The organism is Mucilaginibacter sediminis (genome assembly GCF_051903035.1).
Classification (GTDB): Bacteria; Bacteroidota; Bacteroidia; order Sphingobacteriales; family Sphingobacteriaceae; genus Mucilaginibacter.
In genome coordinates this window covers 4,194,684-4,211,267 of the sequence record NZ_CP170602.1, presented here as the reverse complement: position 1 = coordinate 4,211,267, position 16,584 = coordinate 4,194,684, and the positions used below count along the sequence as shown (strand labels likewise).

15 protein-coding genes are annotated in these 16,584 nt (G+C 44.7%); 8 read left to right on the top strand and 7 right to left on the bottom strand.

Translation table 11 applies throughout. The features are described 5' to 3' along the window. Positions 1–101: 101 nt before the first annotated feature. The 3 genes from ACFGVS_RS17180 to ACFGVS_RS17170 all read right to left on the bottom strand — a co-directional run bounded on the left by ACFGVS_RS17180 (position 102) and on the right by ACFGVS_RS17170 (position 4,324). Positions 102–992, bottom strand: coding sequence for a hypothetical protein (locus tag ACFGVS_RS17180; protein ID WP_439694872.1), 891 nt, complete (start codon positions 990–992; stop codon positions 102–104). A gap of 52 nt (positions 993–1,044) precedes the next feature. Next, the gene (locus tag ACFGVS_RS17175) at positions 1,045–2,274 is read right to left on the bottom strand and encodes a family 16 glycosylhydrolase (RefSeq protein WP_439694871.1); all 1,230 of its coding nucleotides are present in this window, start codon (positions 2,272–2,274) and stop codon (positions 1,045–1,047) included. Between the two features lie 175 nt (positions 2,275–2,449). After that, a complete protein-coding gene (locus tag ACFGVS_RS17170) occupies positions 2,450–4,324 on the bottom strand; it encodes a glycoside hydrolase family 30 beta sandwich domain-containing protein (RefSeq protein ID WP_439694870.1) in 1,875 nt (624 codons plus the stop codon). 557 nt (positions 4,325–4,881) lie between these two features. Between ACFGVS_RS17170 and ACFGVS_RS17165 the strand changes: the two genes are divergently transcribed. Next, positions 4,882–5,385: a GtrA family protein gene (locus ACFGVS_RS17165; RefSeq protein ID WP_439694869.1), complete on the top strand. Its 504-nt coding sequence runs from the start codon at positions 4,882–4,884 to the stop codon at positions 5,383–5,385. A 24-nt stretch (positions 5,386–5,409) separates the two neighbouring features. On the opposite strand, the gene ACFGVS_RS17160 is transcribed toward ACFGVS_RS17165, so the two are convergent. From ACFGVS_RS17160 to ACFGVS_RS17150, 3 genes are read right to left on the bottom strand one after another with little or no spacing between them, the layout of a single operon-like run. Then, positions 5,410–6,084: a carotenoid biosynthesis protein gene (locus tag ACFGVS_RS17160; protein WP_439694868.1), complete on the bottom strand. Its 675-nt coding sequence runs from the start codon at positions 6,082–6,084 to the stop codon at positions 5,410–5,412. Beyond that, the gene (locus ACFGVS_RS17155; protein ID WP_439694867.1) at positions 6,063–7,151 is read right to left on the bottom strand and encodes a glycosyltransferase; all 1,089 of its coding nucleotides are present in this window, start codon (positions 7,149–7,151) and stop codon (positions 6,063–6,065) included. The genes ACFGVS_RS17160 and ACFGVS_RS17155 overlap by 22 nt, the downstream gene beginning before the upstream one ends. Positions 7,152–7,153: 2 nt before the next feature. Next, positions 7,154–7,774: a 1-acyl-sn-glycerol-3-phosphate acyltransferase gene (locus tag ACFGVS_RS17150; protein WP_439694866.1), complete on the bottom strand. Its 621-nt coding sequence runs from the start codon at positions 7,772–7,774 to the stop codon at positions 7,154–7,156. Positions 7,775–8,106: 332 nt separating this feature from the next. Between ACFGVS_RS17150 and ACFGVS_RS17145 the strand changes: the two genes are divergently transcribed. Further along, positions 8,107–8,652, top strand: coding sequence for a YciE/YciF ferroxidase family protein (locus ACFGVS_RS17145; protein ID WP_274210326.1), 546 nt, complete (start codon positions 8,107–8,109; stop codon positions 8,650–8,652). Positions 8,653–8,936: 284 nt separating this feature from the next. On the opposite strand, the gene ACFGVS_RS17140 is transcribed toward ACFGVS_RS17145, so the two are convergent. Beyond that, positions 8,937–9,980, bottom strand: a complete 1,044-nt coding sequence (locus ACFGVS_RS17140) for a hypothetical protein (RefSeq protein ID WP_439694865.1) — start codon at positions 9,978–9,980, stop codon at positions 8,937–8,939. A gap of 602 nt (positions 9,981–10,582) precedes the next feature. Between ACFGVS_RS17140 and ACFGVS_RS17135 the strand changes: the two genes are divergently transcribed. From ACFGVS_RS17135 to ACFGVS_RS17110, 6 genes are all read left to right on the top strand, one after another. Continuing rightward, positions 10,583–11,638, top strand: a complete 1,056-nt coding sequence (locus tag ACFGVS_RS17135) for an AAA family ATPase (protein WP_147053654.1) — start codon at positions 10,583–10,585, stop codon at positions 11,636–11,638. A 292-nt stretch (positions 11,639–11,930) separates the two neighbouring features. Beyond that, positions 11,931–12,806, top strand: a complete 876-nt coding sequence (locus ACFGVS_RS17130; RefSeq protein WP_090641767.1) for a DUF58 domain-containing protein — start codon at positions 11,931–11,933, stop codon at positions 12,804–12,806. Next, positions 12,803–13,759, top strand: a complete 957-nt coding sequence (locus ACFGVS_RS17125) for a hypothetical protein (protein ID WP_439694864.1) — start codon at positions 12,803–12,805, stop codon at positions 13,757–13,759. Before ACFGVS_RS17130 ends, ACFGVS_RS17125 begins: the two co-directional genes overlap by 4 nt. After that, entirely contained in the window at positions 13,756–14,757 is a 1,002-nt protein-coding gene (locus tag ACFGVS_RS17120; RefSeq protein ID WP_274210322.1) for a vWA domain-containing protein, read from the top strand. Before ACFGVS_RS17125 ends, ACFGVS_RS17120 begins: the two co-directional genes overlap by 4 nt. Positions 14,758–14,760: 3 nt before the next feature. Next, a complete protein-coding gene (locus ACFGVS_RS17115; RefSeq protein WP_090641773.1) occupies positions 14,761–15,807 on the top strand; it encodes a vWA domain-containing protein in 1,047 nt (348 codons plus the stop codon). After that, complete coding sequence (locus ACFGVS_RS17110) at positions 15,804–16,577, top strand: tetratricopeptide repeat protein (RefSeq protein WP_274210320.1); 774 nt, start codon at positions 15,804–15,806, stop codon at positions 16,575–16,577. Before ACFGVS_RS17115 ends, ACFGVS_RS17110 begins: the two co-directional genes overlap by 4 nt. Positions 16,578–16,584 lie beyond the last annotated feature (7 nt).

Below are 16,584 nucleotides of genomic sequence, written 5' to 3'. Positions count from 1 at the left end.
CTTTTTTAAAGAGATACTCAAAATATTATTGTATTCACAACAGCCGCATTTACAGCCACGTCATTACTGTTTTTTCCAGCTCGCATACCGTTGTTGCACCTTTACCACCCTAAACTTACACCTCCGGATACCCCGAAACCAACCCGCGACACACCATTCAATTGCGTTTTATCAATTTGGCCGTTATTGAGGTAAAGCTGGTCGGTGCCGTTGCCGGTTTGCCAGGTAAAATAGCTACCGCCAATTTGGATGGCAAGGTGATTGGTGACGTCATAACTCAACTTTCCACCCGCTTCTACCCCGTAACCATTTGCATGGTGGCGATAACTCACCGGGTGCTGAAAACTGGTGATCAAATTCCAGTTGCCGTCGCTGTTGTAACTTACCTGGTGGTACGTAACATCAGCCTTGAATTTTAACTTGGGGGCCATCATTACCGACGAGACAACTTTTAAAAACCCGCCTTTCCATTTGGGGGAATAAGAACTGTTCAAATCCGGGAACATGCCGCCCCGGTCAAGCAGCCGGAGAAACTCTTTACTTTCGCCATAACCAATATAAGGCGTTATGCTAAACCGATATTTATTAAAAATAATATACCCCGCACCAAGGTTCCACAAACTGGCGCTGCCTTTATTGGCGTTGAAGGTTTGGTTGTAGGTATTGTTGCTGCGGTTATCGGAACCGTAATCGCTATCGTTTACCGTGCCGGAGGATATGAACTGTCGGGAGTAATCGCCGTAGACAACAAAGCGTTTCCAAAAGTTGTAGCTGATGGATGCCGCTGCATTTTGGCCGCCAACTTTCATCCATTTAAGTTCCGAAAGGACGTTGGGGTTTTGGCCGCTGATATTGCCGGATATTGACCACCGAAAATTTTCCTGCAAGTAACCCGTACCAACATCAACCTGCAGTTTGTTTGCTACCTGTTGCGCATGAACCAGGCAGGCGCTTATCATCAGCATAAAATAAAAGCTTGTAAACTTTTTCATCAGGTAAAAAATGGCCTGCCCCACGCAAAGGAACAGGCCAATATAAATTTAACTATTGATTTACGCCAAAAGCTTCCCAGCCCGCTGCTGTTGTACGGGTACAGGTCATGGCTTGTGTGCCGTTTTCGCTCGAGATATATTTGCCGTTGTTCCCTCTCAAAGTAACTTTCCCATCAGAGGTAGTTATCCAGTCGAATTTTTCCCAATCGCCGATGGTGGTGCGGTTACAGGTAATAGCCTGCGTGCCGTTTTCGCTCGATACATATTTACCCATGCTTTGCAGGGCCACTTTGCCGCCGCCTGCATCCACAACGGTAAAAGTTTCCCAGGCCTGGGCGGTTGCACGGTTACACCACATGGCCTGCGTACCATTCTCGCCGCTTACGTATTGGTTGTTAAACCCTTTCAGGGTGATGTTTGAACCAATTGGGGGCGATGTACTGCTGCCCGAAAGGTTGTATACCCGCACATAATCAACCACCATATTGCAAGGCAAAGCGCCATCATTAATAGTATTGCCGGGCAGGTCGCCACCTATGGCCAGGTTAAGGATGATGAAGAAGGGATTGTGAAAAGCACCGGTATTGTTGATGTTGCCGGCAATATTCCCGGTAACATACAGCGTATTATCTACATACCATTTGATAGAATTGGTATCCCACTCTACCGCGTAGGTATGGAATCCGGTGGGGGTAGTTGTTGTACTGCCGCCATACTGAACGTGCCCGTTATTATACCAGTGCATGGTGCCCAATATGGTATTGGAGGTGTTTACCTGTTCCATAATGTCAATTTCGCCGCATTGAGGCCATCCAACTCCGGGGGTATTTATATTGGCGCCCAGCATCCAGAAAGCGGGCCAGGTACCTTGCACTGCAGGCAGTTTAATACTGGCTTCAATACGACCGTATGTTGGCTGAAACTTACCGGCAGTAGTCAGCTTAGCCGAGGTATAGGGCTGGCCGCCCACGGTTTCTTTACGGGCGGTAATAGTTAAAAAACCGCCGGATACAGTAGCGTTTGCCGACTGATAATATTCCTTCTCGTTATTAACATTGGGGTTACCATTGTCGATATTCCAGTTGGCGGTGTTAACGCTGGTACCGTTAAATTCATCGCTCCATACAAGGGTTGCGGCCCTGGGGGTGGTGGTTTGGGTGGTTTCGGCAGCCGCTACGGCAGCAGGTGTTTGCCTGTTGGCATCTTTTTTACAGGAAATGGCTAAAGCAGCCAGGGCAACTATTGCTAAAGCGCCCTTTTTTAAGTTTTGAATTGATTTCATAAGATTGGTATTTGTTTATTGATATAATTGATTGCGTGTTGGTGAGAAATAACTTGAGATATTAACCCTGTCATGCTGAGGAACGAAGCATCTATTCGCGAACTTTTCTACCGGTTAGGCACAGCTGGCAGATCCTTCGTACCTCAGGATGACAATCACTTTTTTAACGATTTAACTACTGGTTCACCCCAAAAGCTTCCCAGCCCGATATGGCTGCACGGTTACAGGTCATGGGCTGGGTGCCGTTTTCGCTGGATACGTATTTGCTGTTATTGCCCTTGAGCGATATTTTGCCATCGGCGTTAACCACCCAGTCAAATTTTTCCCAGTCGCCAATAGAGGTTCGGTTACAGGTGATGGCTTGCGTGCCGTTTTCGCTGGATACGTACTTGCCCATGCCTTGCAGGGCTATTTTACCGGCGCCGGCATCAACCACGGTAAATTGTTCCCATGCCGATGCCGTTGGGCGGTTGCAGTTCATGGCAGCGGTGCCATTCTCGCTGCTTACATACAGGTTGTTAATGCCCTTCAGGGTAATAACAGAGCCAATTGGCGCACCCGATGAACCGTTTGATTGTGTGCCGCTCCATTTAAAAGTGGCCACTGCGCCTGCAGCTAATGAGTAAGTAAATGATTCGGCACCCCATTTTACTTTGAAGCTAACCGCAGATGAGCCGGTATTTAGCGCGATAAGCACTTTGCTGCCATCCGAATTTTTGAAGGCCACATCCTGTATACTGCCGGATACATTTGATGAAATACGAACAGCCCCCGGCCGTACAAAACGTGCCGCGTGGCCAATAATGTAATAGCCTACGTTGCGGGTTATGGACGTTCCGCTAACGGTGATACCGCCAAGGCAGGTGCTGCAACCGCCGGCAGTATGTGGGTTGTTGTTGGGGTCGGCAGCCAGGTTCCATTCCAAAACGTTGCGGCTCCAATTGCGCGTAGCGCCAATAATGAGGGTATTTACATGCCATGACAAATCGCCGCCAAAATTGCTTGGCGCGCCAACCCATTGCTCGGTGAAGTACACGTTTTTGTTAGGATAGGCATTATGAACGGTTGTTAAGGCACTGATATCGCCCGCATACAGGTGAAAAGCCGAACCATCAACATAGGGATTTGCGCCGGCATCGCCTAAAACCGTGGTAGCATAGCTGGGTACATCGGCATTATGGTCATACGCGATAATCTTGGTAGCAAAGCCGGCTGCTCTGATCTGCGGACCAAGATTGTTTTTAATAAAATTAGCCTGCTCTGTTGCCTGCATTACCATACTTGGGTTGTTGTAGGGGTTTAGCGGCTCGTTTTGCGGGGTAATGGCATCAATAGTAATGCCTTGTGTCTGCATAGCCTGCAGGTATTTTACAAAATAACGGGCATAGGCATCGTAATAAGCCGTATTTAAGCTGCCGCCGGTATAGCCGTTATTGCCGGTAGTGTTAACCTTCATCCAGGTGGGGGCGGTCCATGGCGTGGCTATAATTTTAATGGATGGGTTTATGGCGATGATCTTTTTTAGTATCGGCAGCATATCGGTGTTTTCCTGGCTGATACTGAAACTGTTCATGTTTACATCGCCGGCCACCTGGTCGTAAGTAAAATCACTTGAACTTAGGTCGGATGCCCCAATGCTGATGCGTAGATAACTAATGCCTATTTGTCCGTTTGCCGTACCAAAAAGCTCGCTTAAAACGGCAGCCTGGTTGCCGCCCAGTCCGTTCAATAAACTGGCGCTGCCGCCTGTTAAGGTAAACCCAAAGCCATCTATCCCCTGGTAGGTGGTGTTTTCGTCAACAGTTACGGTGGTGGCGTTGGTGCCTGCATCGGCAGCAAAATTGAAGCTGGCCTGTGCCTGCAACAGTTTTGATTGATCGGACGTGGTTACCCAGGCATTTACCACCTCATTGGCGGCGCGGGCTACCGTTTGGGCGGTTGGCTGTGCTTTGGCTTCGCCGGTATTGGCATCCTTTTTACAGGAAAACAGCAAGGCCGCGGGTAGCAGGGTGAGGGCTGCAAGCCGCTTTAAATTGTAGTTGATGTTCATAAAAATTTATTATTTGGTTTAATTGATTGCACAAAAAATCCATGGCAAAAAGCCGGTAACGCATTGCTAAATCGCTTTACTTGTTTAACTATTGTTTAAAACGGCATTAGTTAAATGTTGGCAAAACAGCATTGTTCAAAATAGTTTTCCAGGAATTACAGGCTTATGTATGGTTTATAATTACAAATCAAATTTAGGCGATTTAAAATGTAATAAGCAAATAAAATTTACATAAATAGCTGATATATAGTATATTATATTAATTTTGATACGCTTGTATCACATGGGTGATAAATTAAAAATGCAGGTTTAAGCCTTGCTTTGAGGGATTTTGAAAACGTTAAAAATAATTATGATACGCTTGCATCGCAGTTAATTCTAACGAAAAAAACAGCAACGCCTGGCCCCGGTTTAATGGATGGGTTACGAACGGGGAGAGGATTTAAAGCAAATGCACTGAAACGCGAACATATTTAACCTGCCTGCCAGTTGTTAACACAAGCCGGCTGCATAGTTAACCCTACTTTATTTTAATTATTTTACCTTTGCCATTATCTATGAGAAAGGTACACGATTTTATAAGGCGGACTATTTTTAACATCATCGATCTGTTTTATAAACCCTTTAAAAAATGGATGCCCTTACATACCTTCCGTTACGCGGCATGTGGCGGGGGCAATGTGGTGTTTGATATTACGCTGTTTTCATTTTGTTATAATTTCATTTTTAAAAAGGAAAACCTGCATATCGGGGCGTATACTTTAAGTCCGCACATTGCGTCGCTGGCTTTATCTTTCAGCATATCTTTTTGTACGGGGTTTTACCTGAACAGGTATATCGTTTTTAAAGAATCGGGCCTGAGCAAAAGAGGGCAGCTTTCGCGGTTTATTATAGTGAATGCCATTTGTATCCTGCTGAATGTAATTTTCCTTAAAGTACTTGTTGATTGGCTGGGCATTTATCCAACACCGTCAAAAATTATAGCTACTGTATTTATAGCCTGTTTCAGCTATTTTAGCCAGACACATTTTTTCTTCAAGGCTAAAAAAACCGCTGCCTGATGGCGGTAAATTTTAACTACCCTATCAATTCACCAGGCCCAAGATCATAAAAAACACAAATTCCATTAACAGTAAAACAGGCGCCGCTTTACTTTGAGGAGGGAATTTGAACTTCTCGAATATAAAAAGCATCAGCCCGCTTACAGCAAACCAGCAGAAGTAATTTTTTATGGGGATAGCGTCACCCGTCCAATGCCAGTAATCAAAATGGATGGCCACGGGTTCAATTAATATATCAAGCAAAACAAGCAACAATGCGCCAACCAAAATGCGGGCATAAACATTTTTTACCCGGCTGCGCTGCATGAGCACGCCGGTGGCATAAATAAGCAAAAACCAGTTTACACCAATCATTAGCGGAACGTTGAATAACTTTATGCCAAGCGTTTTGCCATACGTGTAGCTGCCAAACAGCCAGCCGGTGTGTACCCCTATCAACTCGGCGCTAAAGCCCAGCATAAACAGCAGTAATGCAAACAACCCGAATTTGGCATCGGGGCGGTTATGGCTCCGGATGATAACAGCTGCCATGAGCAATAAATGCCAGGGCACGATATCCAGAAATACGGTGTCGATACCCGGCAGGTTAAACCCTATGATGCCAACTGTGTGAAAAAGTATTATAATTATAATGGCAATGCGCTCTGTTTTTACGCTGCCGGTTGATAATTGCGTGTTCAAATCCTCCGACCCTTCCATACGGTAGTTTTGGTGAGGTGTTTTTGGATGGATATGAAAGCGATGAACATCATGTTTGTCATTTGCAGCGGGTGCAATAATACATTATATAAAGCATTTTGCCCCGACTCTAGCGAGATCATAATGCGGGTAAGGATAATAAGGCCGCACATGAACATGATAAGCGGCAGGTTCAGCGTCATGAACAACAACAACGGGAAAATAATAACCAGCAGCAGGTACATTAAAAACCCCGGGATGCTATAATTGAAAGCCGCCAAAAAATTTTTGCTGAAACCGGCTATAGCCTCGTTATAACTTTTGTACATGCGGCAGCTAATCATGCCGTTGGCCAGCAGGGCCTCGCCGTTATAAGCTTTGGTTTTTATAAGCCGCATAATTTCTACATCCTCTACCACTTTGCCCTTTACTGCTTTATGCCATTGCTGCTGATGATAAATAGCGGCGTCGAACAGCATAAACTGCCCGCTGGCTGCAGCAACAGAAGGGTTTTTTACCAGCGATATCAACCGTACCGGTAACAGGTTCAGTAAAATAAAATGCATCAGCGGCACTACCAGTTTCTCGCCGGTGGTTTGCATTTCCTGGTTGGCAAACAGGCTTAGCAGGCCCAGTTTGCCCGTATGCATGCGGTGTACGGCGCTATTAATTAAACCGGGCTGCACCTGCTCATCGGCATCCAGAAAAAGCAGGTAATCGCCATCGGCCTGCAAGGCAAGCTGGTGGCATGCAAAATTTTTACCTATCCAGCCGGCGGGGAGTTCCTCACCTTTAATAACCTTAAATTGTGGGTGCGCTTTTGCAAAATTTTCACACACCGCGTAAGTATCATCGGTTGAGCCATCGTCAAGCACCAGTACCTCGTAATGCTGATAATCCTGCCGGCTGATGGATTGCAGCAGCGTAAGTATATTGCCGCCCTCGTTACGGGCGGGTACCAGGATGGATACCTTATTGGTGTAATGTTTACCTACCCGCCGCAATTTAGGGTCGGATATAAAGTTGAACAGTGTAACCGTAAAGCGCAGGACGATGAAAAAAAGGGTGATTAATATAATTACTGTCACTGTTATATATCAAATTCGGTTTGAAGCAGCTTTGAGCTGCTGTAATGTTGCTGATAAGCTTCTTTTAACGCTGTTATACTCGTATAGTTGTTGTTATCGCTTTTTAAGTAAACGGTAGCGGTGCTCTTTTTGTGTTTAAAGTACTGAATAAATGTTGAAGCAAAAACCAGCTGGTATTTGCCATATGCTTTTTTCATGATCCGGAAAACGCCTTTGTCAAAACGAACATCTTCTACATAATTTGAAAACAGCTTTCCCTGTGGAAAGATGAGCACCAGGTTTTGCGGATCGTCCAAAAGGCGGGCAGCATAATCAAGCGATTCGATGATATCCCTTGATTTTTTGTTGATCGAAAAAGCACCCGCAAATTTAAGATAATGCAGCATATGCACCGTTTTTTCTTCTACCATTACATGGTATTGCTTTTTTAATAGCTTTTGGGTTACGCAATACAGTATCAGCCCATCCCAAAAACTAAAATGATTGGCTATCAGCAGCACCGATTTGTTTTTATCAACTTCGATATTGTTAAACAGTACTTCATGAAACTGCCGCGCCACAATCCACTTTACATAATAATGGATAATGCGGTTTATCAAAATATTCTTTTTATTGTAAATCATGAAGCGGTAAGATAATCAACATATACAACAAATTAAGCGTGTCTTGGGTCAAAAGTCATGGGGGTGAGCTAATCTTGTGCCGGGGCTTGCAATAATCAGGCATAGGCGCAACATTAAAAGCCTTAAAAAAGCATTACGTAATTCCCGGGGCTTTGCATTGGGCATATGGTACTGTTTTGGATACACCAATAAGTTTCAAAACAATACAACACATGATACCAAACAAGCGATTATTCATCAAATATTTCATAATAATTAATATTATTGATAAATAAATAAACTTGGCACTGCCTTTGTATTTAAGTTTTCACATAACTTAAAAAACATTTACCATGGCAACTACCAAAACAAAGGCTCCTGAACAAACATTGGATGTACAGGACTCGGCATTGAACGAACTGTTTATTGATGAATTGAAAGACATTTATTGGGCCGAAAAACATTTGACCAAAGCTTTACCCAAAATGGCAAAAGCGGCAACATCTGATAAATTGCGCGCCGCTATTGAAAATCATTTAAGCGAAACCGAAAGGCAAATTATTCGCCTGGAAGATGCTTTTGCATCGATAGACGAAAAAGCCGTAGCTGTAAAATGCGAAGCGATGGCCGGTTTAATTAAAGAGGGCGAAGAAATTATTGCCGAAACCGAAAAAGGCAGCATGACCCGCGATGCCGGAATTATTTCGGCTGCTCAAAAAATTGAGCATTACGAAATTGCCTCTTACGGTACGCTCAAAACTTTGGCTACCGTGCTGGGCTACAGCGAAGCTGCCGAGCTTTTAGATTCTACCTTACAGGAAGAAAAAAACTGCGACAGCCTGCTTACCCAAATAGCCGAAGCGGGCATTAACCAACAATCAAAAACCGAGAAAGCCTAAAAAGCTTTTTGCCCGATAAACCCAAACGCCATTGCCTTAGAAGCTGTCTAAAAACGAGATTTATTTATTGCCGTTGACTTTAGTCAACGGTAAAAGAAGGTATCGTTGCTGGCTTTAGCCAAAATATTCAGTGGAATTCGGCTAAAGCCATTCGCCTTTTAGTCATTATTCCGTTGACTAAAGTCAACGGCAATGATTTTTATGTGATACATAAATAATCTAAATCAAATTTAAACAGGTTCTTACATAGCAATGGCGTTTTGGTTTTTTAATGAAGTGTGCGCTTAATTAAAAGGCAGGTAAGCCAAAATGGCAACCTGCTTTTTGCTGTTATTAGCATCGGTAACAATTAAAGCACCTTTGCGGTAAAGCGTTAGCCCTTCCCAGTTGTTCCTGTAACCGTCAAACGTGGCCACTTCTTCCCATTGGGTGCTTTGCGGGCTTTTTAGTGTTACAATACGGGCAAATGTGTGCCTGGTTAAATAGGCTGCATCTTTATCAAGGCTATCCTTCAGGCTGGGGATGGCTTTTTTGATATTGCTTTCCTGGTGGTTTAGCTTATCGTTGTCCAGGTAGTATTTATAATCGCCATTATAAAAGTAATTTACGCCGAATAGCTGATCTGCGCCGGTGGCCGTTACATCGGTTATCCTGAAATAAAGTTGCGGCGTTTTCACAACCCCGGCAGGTTTGGTAAATGAGGTATCTATCAAATATCCCTGCCCGCCGTCGGGCATGCCATTGTATTCGTAATAAGCCAGCAGCTTTTTTTCTTTGGGGAGCCAGGTAACCGCTTCAAAGCCGGCATTATAAATCGGTTCGGGCCTTTTAAGGCTGATGATGTGTTCCGGGTCAACCACCACCTGGTTATTTGCAAGGTCGAGCATAGCCTTAAGCAGATAGCAGTTTTGTGTTTTATCATCAGTTTCTATCGATAAAAACACGGTGTTGTTTACAATGCTGATAGCTTCAAAACCCTCGTACTCATCGCCTATGTTATCGGGCAGCTTATCCAGGTTAACCACCTTAAGGCTTTTATAGGCCGATAGCGCAGTATCCTTGCCATCCACCACCCGGCCAATACTATCGGCAAGCAGGCTGTAAATTAAAAACTCGCCTTTCAGGTTAGCTTTTTTAATGAGCGTTTTATGATCGCCATATTGCGGCAGCAGGTAAACCCTGCCGGCATAAGTACACATGCCCGAATATTCTTCGCCAACACCACTGATGGTTACAGGCAGGGGGATGTTTTTATATTGGGTTTGACTGTAAGATGCCGTGCATAAAAACAAAGCCGCGGCGAACAGTAAAAAGATCTTTCTATACATATCGGTACAAAGCTACAAATAGTTGTGAGGTTCGGGGTTCGGGTTGCGGGGTTCGGGGAACCTTGTTATGCGAAACCGGGGTGTCTGTCTAAAAATAAAAAAACAGATCGTCACTGCCTGGTACCTAACCATGGCGTATAGGTATTTACATAAACATTCGCTTGAACGCCGGCTACGACTCACCCGGCCGACGCTGCGCTGGGCCACCCTCTATTCACCTGCGGTGGAAAGAGGGTTTTTGTTATTAATTAATTGATAATTAGTTATTTATTAAATTGTAGTTTCCAAAACCCTCTTTCCGGCGAAGCCGAAGAGAGGGTGGTCGGGCGTAGCCTCGACCGGGTGAGTCTTCGCCGCTATGCGATATACGTCATTACCCGCTCAGAAAGTTTCGCGCGAATCCCTAACCCTGCACCCTCTTCCCCGTAACCCAACCCCCGACCCCAGGCATCCGACCTCCGACCCCAGCCCCCAACCCAATAAAAAAACTATATTTACAGCTAACACTTAAAGATTTAACAAATTTTAACAATTAAACATGGAATTTTTTTAGCAGAAAAAAGTTTGTGTGTTTAAGTTTGCTCTCGAAATAAAAAAGGTTCATGGAAGAATTTAAAAGTAGTACAGAAAATGTTTCATCGGGCGCTGTTACCGGCAGCACATCGTATTCAACAGATATCAGGGCGCTTAACGAAATGATACAACGCGAAAGCGCTTTTATCGATCTGCTTAAAATGGAGATGGATAAAGTGATCGTGGGGCAAAAATATATGGTTGAACGTTTGCTGATCGGTTTATTGGCCGATGGGCATATTTTGCTGGAAGGTGTTCCGGGCCTGGCAAAAACTTTGGCTATCAATACGCTGGCCAAATGTATCCAGGCCGATTACAGCCGCATCCAGTTTACGCCCGATTTATTACCTGCCGATTTGGTTGGTACCATGATTTACAACCAAAAGAAAGAAGAATTCATTGTTCGTAAAGGGCCGTTGTTTTCCAACTTTATTTTGGCCGATGAGATTAACCGCGCACCAGCCAAAGTACAAAGTGCGCTTTTAGAAGCCATGCAGGAACGCCAGGTAACTATTGGCGATAACACCTTCCCGCTGCCTAACCCGTTTTTGGTACTGGCTACCCAAAACCCTATTGAGCAGGAAGGTACTTACCCGCTGCCCGAAGCACAGGTTGACCGTTTTATGCTGAAAGTAGTAATTACTTACCCTGAGCGTGAAGAAGAAAAAAGAATTATCCGTTCAAGCATATTACCAGGCGGTATGCCAAAACCATCCCCTGTTATTAAACCCGAAGAAATTGTACGTGCCCGTAAAATAGTTCGTGAGGTTTACATGGACGAAAAAATTGAGCAGTACATCATCGATATTGTTTTCGCTACCCGTTTCCCCGAGCAGTACAAACTGGCGCACTACAAAAACCTCATCACTTTTGGCGCATCGCCAAGGGCAAGTATCAGTTTAGCGCTGGCAGCAAAAGCTTATGCTTTTATTAAACGCCGCGGCTACGTAATACCCGAGGATGTGCGTGCTATTTGCCACGATGTGATGCGCCACCGTATTGGCTTAAGCTACGAGGCCGAAGCAGAAAATATCACCAGCGAAAATATTATTACCGGGATACTGAACGCGATAGAGGTACCGTAGGCCTCACCCCGGCCCTCTCCAAAGGAGAGGGAGGAAAAAGTTACCACCGCACATCTTCGCCATTGTCATTTCGATAGAGCGGCGGAGGAATGAGCGGGGGAGCGAAAGAGAAATCTTATACGACGGACTTTGTGGATTTGCAAAGTTCGCGAACAGTGCGTATAGCAAAGTCCGCAAGCAGGGCGTATAAGATTTCTCACTATCGTTCGAAATGACATTAGTTTAAATTAAAAAACATACTTTTCAAAAGTCTCCCCCTTCAGGGGGAGATTTAGAGGGGGCTTCGCTTCTTATGGAAACCAAGGATCTTTTAAAAAAAGTAAGGAAGATTGAGATAAAAACCAGGGGTTTAAGTAACCACTTATTCTCGGGCGAATATCATTCGGCTTTCAAGGGGCGGGGTATGGCCTTTAGCGAGGTGCGCGAATACCAGCTTGGCGACGAGATACGTACCATCGACTGGAACGTTACCGCGCGTTTTAACCACCCTTACGTAAAAGTGTTCGACGAAGAGCGCGAGCTTACCGTAATGCTGCTGATGGATGTAAGCGGATCGGAAAACTTTGGTACCCAGGGACAACAAAAGCAGGACCTGGCAACCGAGCTTTGCGCTGTGCTTGCCTTTTCGGCCATCCAGAACAACGATAAAGTTGGGGTGATATTTTTTAGCGATAAGATAGAAAAATTTATCCCGCCAAAAAAAGGGCGTTCACATATCCTGATGATCATCAGGGAACTGATTGATTTTAAGCCCGAGAATAAAGGCACCAACGTTGGCGTGGCGTTAAAGTACTTTACCAGCGTTATTAAAAAGAAATGTACCGCCTTTATCCTGTCGGATTTTATAAGCCCGGCATTTGAAAACGAGCTGAAAATAGCCAACAAAAAGCACGATATTATTGCTGTAAGGCTGTTTGATAAGCACGAAGAGGTGTTCCCTAACCTGGGCCTCATCCCGATGAAGGACGAAGAAACCGGCGAGGTGGTTTGGATAAATACTGCTGATGAGGAGGTGCGCTACGCATTCAGTCTCGAGGCCCGCAACCGCACTATTGCCATGGGCGACACCTTTAAAAAATGCGGTGTTGATTTTACCAGCATCGGCACACACGAATCATACGTAAAACCATTAATGACACTATTTAAAAAACGGGAAGGCAGGAGATGATCAAGTGTTTTAAATATTTCCTGGTATTGCTGCTTACAGGTACTTTTTATTCCGCTTTTGCACAGGCCCCGCAGGCCGAAGCAAAATTGGATAGGGCCACCATTTTAATTGGCCAGCAAACCAAGCTTAACCTAAGCATCAGGCATAGCATAAAAGATAAAATAGAGTTCCCGGCGCTGGTTGATTCAATTGCGGGCAAAATTCAAATTGTGAGCAGTAAAGCCGATACTGTTTTTGATAAGCAGGATCAAAGTATCGAGACCGTTCACCGCGCTTACAACATTACCGCGTTTGATAGCGGGGCTTATGTAATACCATCCTACGCGTTTAAAACAACAACAGGCCCGGTTTACACGCAACCATTAACATTAACCGTGCAAACCGTTGCGGTTGATACCACCAAGGGTTTTTATGACATTAAACAACCGCTTGTGGTCAGTTATTCGTTTTTCGACTGGCTTCACGATAACTGGCAATGGGTAGCCATTGGCTTTTTGGTGCTGCTGATTATTGCCGGTATTATTTATTATTTTGTCTCCAGGCCTAAAAAAGTGGTAGTAATTGAACCGCCGAAACCCAAAGTGCCACCGCATATCATCGCCCTGCAAAAACTGCAGGAGCTGCGCGGCAAGAAAGCTTACGAGCAGGATGTTAAAGTATACCATATTGAACTGAGCGAAATACTGCGCGAATATTTAGAGAAGCGCTATGGCATTAAAACCCATGAGCAAACATCCGACGAGATTTTTGCAAGCCTGCGCACGCTGGATATTACAGAAGATAACAAAAACCTGCTGCGCCAGGTATTGATACTTGCCGATTTGGTGAAATTTGCCAAAGAAAAACCGCTGCATTTTGAAAACGAACAAAGTATGGATAATGCCATTGGCTTTGTAAACAAAACCCAGCAGGCATACCAGCCACTGGCCGATAAACAAGAGGAGGGTAAATGAGCTGGTTTAAAGGAATAGAATTTGCCCACCCGGGATTTTTTTGGCTGTTTATCAGCATACCGCTCATGGTTGGCTGGTATATATGGAAACAACGGCAGCTGCAGGGCAACCTGAATGTGCCTACCCTGCGGGGCTTTACGCTTAAAAAAAGCATGCTGCCAAAATTCAGGCATAGCGGTATTGTGTTACGGTCGTTAGCCTTATCGGCTATGATTGTTGCGCTGGCCAGGCCGCAATCGTCATTAAGCTGGCAAAACAGTACTACCGAAGGTATCGATATCATTATTGCTTCAGATATTTCGGGCAGTATGCTGGCCGAAGATTTTAAGCCCAACCGCCTGGAAGCTGGTAAACAAATAGCCATCGACTTTATAAAAGGACGCCCGGACGACCGCATAGGCCTGGTAATTTTTAGCGGCGAAAGCTTTACGCAATGCCCGCTAACTATTGACCATAGCGTACTCGTTAACCTGTTTGCCGATGTGAAGAACGGGATGATAACCGATGGTACCGCCATTGGCATGGGCCTGGCAACGGCGGTTAACCGCCTGCGTACCAGCCAGGTTAAAAGTAAGGTGGTGATATTACTTACAGATGGCTCAAACAATGCCGGTTCGATACCGCCCATAACCGCGGCCGAAATTGCCCGCCAGTTTGGCGTAAGGGTATATACGGTAGGTTTGGGCACCAATGGTTTTGCACCTTACCCGGTACAGACACCATTGGGCATCCAATACCAAAAAATGCCGGTGGTAATTGACGAGGGCACACTGTCAAAAATTGCAAACCTTACAGGTGGTAAGTATTTCAGGGCCACCAATAACCAAACACTTAAAGATATTTACGAGCAGATTGATAAGTTGGAAAAAGCCAAAATTGATGTTACCCAGTATCATAAAAAAACAGAACTGTTTTTACCCTGGGCAATTATAGCGCTGGCTTTCCTGTCGTTGGAATTTATATTAAAAAACACCCTGTTTAAAGGGGCTTTAACCTAACAGATGCTACGTTTTGCACATATAGAATATTTGTGGGGATTGGTAATTATACCGGTGTTCATTATCGCGTTTTTGGCGGTGAGCGTCTGGAAAAAGAAAGCCATATCCTCATTGGGAGATAAAAAAGTGGTGATGATGATGATGCCGCAGGTATCGTTATCAAGGCCGTGGATTAAGTTTATTTTCTTTTTGTTGGCTTACGCCATGCTGGTCATCGGCATAGCCGACCCGCAGATTGGTTCAAGAACCGAAGAAGTAAAACGCAAAGGCGCCGATTTAATGATACTGCTTGATGTATCAAACAGTATGCTGGCCCAGGATTTGGCCCCAAGCCGCCTGGAGAATGCCAAACGCGCCATTGCCCAGTTGATTGACCGGATGCATGACGACCGTATCGGTATCATTGTATTTGCAGGCCAGGCCTATGTACAGCTGCCTATTACTACCGATTACTCGGCGGCCAAGCTATTCCTGAGTACCATTAATACCGAGATGGTACCAACACAGGGAACCGCCATTGGCGCGGCCATTGAACTGGGCATGCAATCGTTTGATTTTAAAAACGGTACCGGCAAAGCCATGATTGTTATTACCGACGGAGAGAACCACGAGGATAACGCCGTTGAGGCCGCTGCTGCTGCCAAATCAAAAGATGTATCGGTGAATGTGGTTGGTGTAGGCTCAGAAAGCGGTGCGCCTATACCCGTGTATGACGAGCAGGGGCACCAAACAGGTTTCCATATAGACCGTGAAACAGGCCAACAGGTGGTAAGTAAACTGAGTGAGGACATGTGTAAAGAAATTTCGGCTGCGGGTGGCGGCGTTTATGTACGCGCCAATAACTCCAATAGCGGCCTGGGCATTGTAATGGACCAGATTGGTAAACTACAGCGCAAAACGGTTGATAGCCGGTCGTTCAAGGATTTTGAAGATCGGTTCCAGTTCTTTTTGGCCATTGCGTTTGTATTGCTGCTGGTTGAGTTCTTTATATCAAACCGTAAAAACATGCGTTTAAGCGGCATTAAATTATTTGAAGTAAAAAAGCCATGAAGCAATTAATTATAGTTGTATTATTAGTACTGCAGGCTTCATTCCTTTTTGCCCAGCAGGAAAAAAGGGACATCAGGAAAGGCAACCAGCTTTACCAGGCTAAAAACTATAAACAAGCCGAGGATAACTATCGTAAAGCGCTGGCAAAATCAAACAACAAAACAGTAGAGGGCAATTTTAACCTGGGCGATGCCTTGTACAAGCAAAAAAAGTTTGAAGAGGCGCAGCAGCAGTTTGATAAAATAGCAGCAACATCAAAAGATAAACAGGTATTGGCCAATGCTTACCATAACATAGGTAACTCCCTTTTGGAAAATAAAAAACTGGAAGAGAGTATTGCTGCCTACAAAAAATCGTTGCTTAATAACCCGGATGATGAGCAAACCCGCTACAACCTGTCGTACGCCCAAAAAATGCTAAAGAAGCAGCAGGACGATAAAAAGAACCAGAACAAAAACGACAAGAATAAAGATAAAGACAAGAACAAGGATAAAAATAAGGACGATAAGAATAAAGACAAGGATAAGAAGGATAAAGACAAAAAAGACCAGGACAAGAAAGATCAGGATAAAAAAGATAAAGACGACAAGGACAAGAATAAACCTGATAATAAAGATCAGCAGCAACAACAGCCGCAGCCCAACAACGTATCAAAAGATGATGCCGAGCGGATGCTGGAAGCCCTGAAAAACGATGAAAAAGCAACGCAGGACAAACTGAAAAATAAAAAGTTAAAAGGCGCCAAAGCCAATATCTCAAAAGACTGGTAAGCCTTAT

Bases quoted from the DNA above. Each gene is read 5' to 3' on its own strand.
- ACFGVS_RS17180 (WP_439694872.1), bottom strand. From the start codon at position 992: ATGAAAAAGTTTACAAGCTTTTATTTTATGCTGATGATAAGCGCCTGC.
- ACFGVS_RS17175 (WP_439694871.1), bottom strand. From the start codon at position 2,274: ATGAAATCAATTCAAAACTTAAAAAAGGGCGCTTTAGCAATAGTTGCC.
- ACFGVS_RS17170 (WP_439694870.1), bottom strand. From the start codon at position 4,324: ATGAACATCAACTACAATTTAAAGCGGCTTGCAGCCCTCACCCTGCTA.
- ACFGVS_RS17165 (WP_439694869.1), top strand. From the start codon at position 4,882: ATGAGAAAGGTACACGATTTTATAAGGCGGACTATTTTTAACATCATC.
- ACFGVS_RS17160 (WP_439694868.1), bottom strand. From the start codon at position 6,084: ATGGAAGGGTCGGAGGATTTGAACACGCAATTATCAACCGGCAGCGTA.
- ACFGVS_RS17150 (WP_439694866.1), bottom strand. From the start codon at position 7,774: ATGATTTACAATAAAAAGAATATTTTGATAAACCGCATTATCCATTAT.
- ACFGVS_RS17145 (WP_274210326.1), top strand. From the start codon at position 8,107: ATGGCAACTACCAAAACAAAGGCTCCTGAACAAACATTGGATGTACAG.
- ACFGVS_RS17140 (WP_439694865.1), bottom strand. From the start codon at position 9,980: ATGTATAGAAAGATCTTTTTACTGTTCGCCGCGGCTTTGTTTTTATGC.
- ACFGVS_RS17135 (WP_147053654.1), top strand. From the start codon at position 10,583: ATGGAAGAATTTAAAAGTAGTACAGAAAATGTTTCATCGGGCGCTGTT.
- ACFGVS_RS17130 (WP_090641767.1), top strand. From the start codon at position 11,931: ATGGAAACCAAGGATCTTTTAAAAAAAGTAAGGAAGATTGAGATAAAA.
- ACFGVS_RS17125 (WP_439694864.1), top strand. From the start codon at position 12,803: ATGATCAAGTGTTTTAAATATTTCCTGGTATTGCTGCTTACAGGTACT.
- ACFGVS_RS17120 (WP_274210322.1), top strand. From the start codon at position 13,756: ATGAGCTGGTTTAAAGGAATAGAATTTGCCCACCCGGGATTTTTTTGG.
- ACFGVS_RS17115 (WP_090641773.1), top strand. From the start codon at position 14,761: ATGCTACGTTTTGCACATATAGAATATTTGTGGGGATTGGTAATTATA.
- ACFGVS_RS17110 (WP_274210320.1), top strand. From the start codon at position 15,804: ATGAAGCAATTAATTATAGTTGTATTATTAGTACTGCAGGCTTCATTC.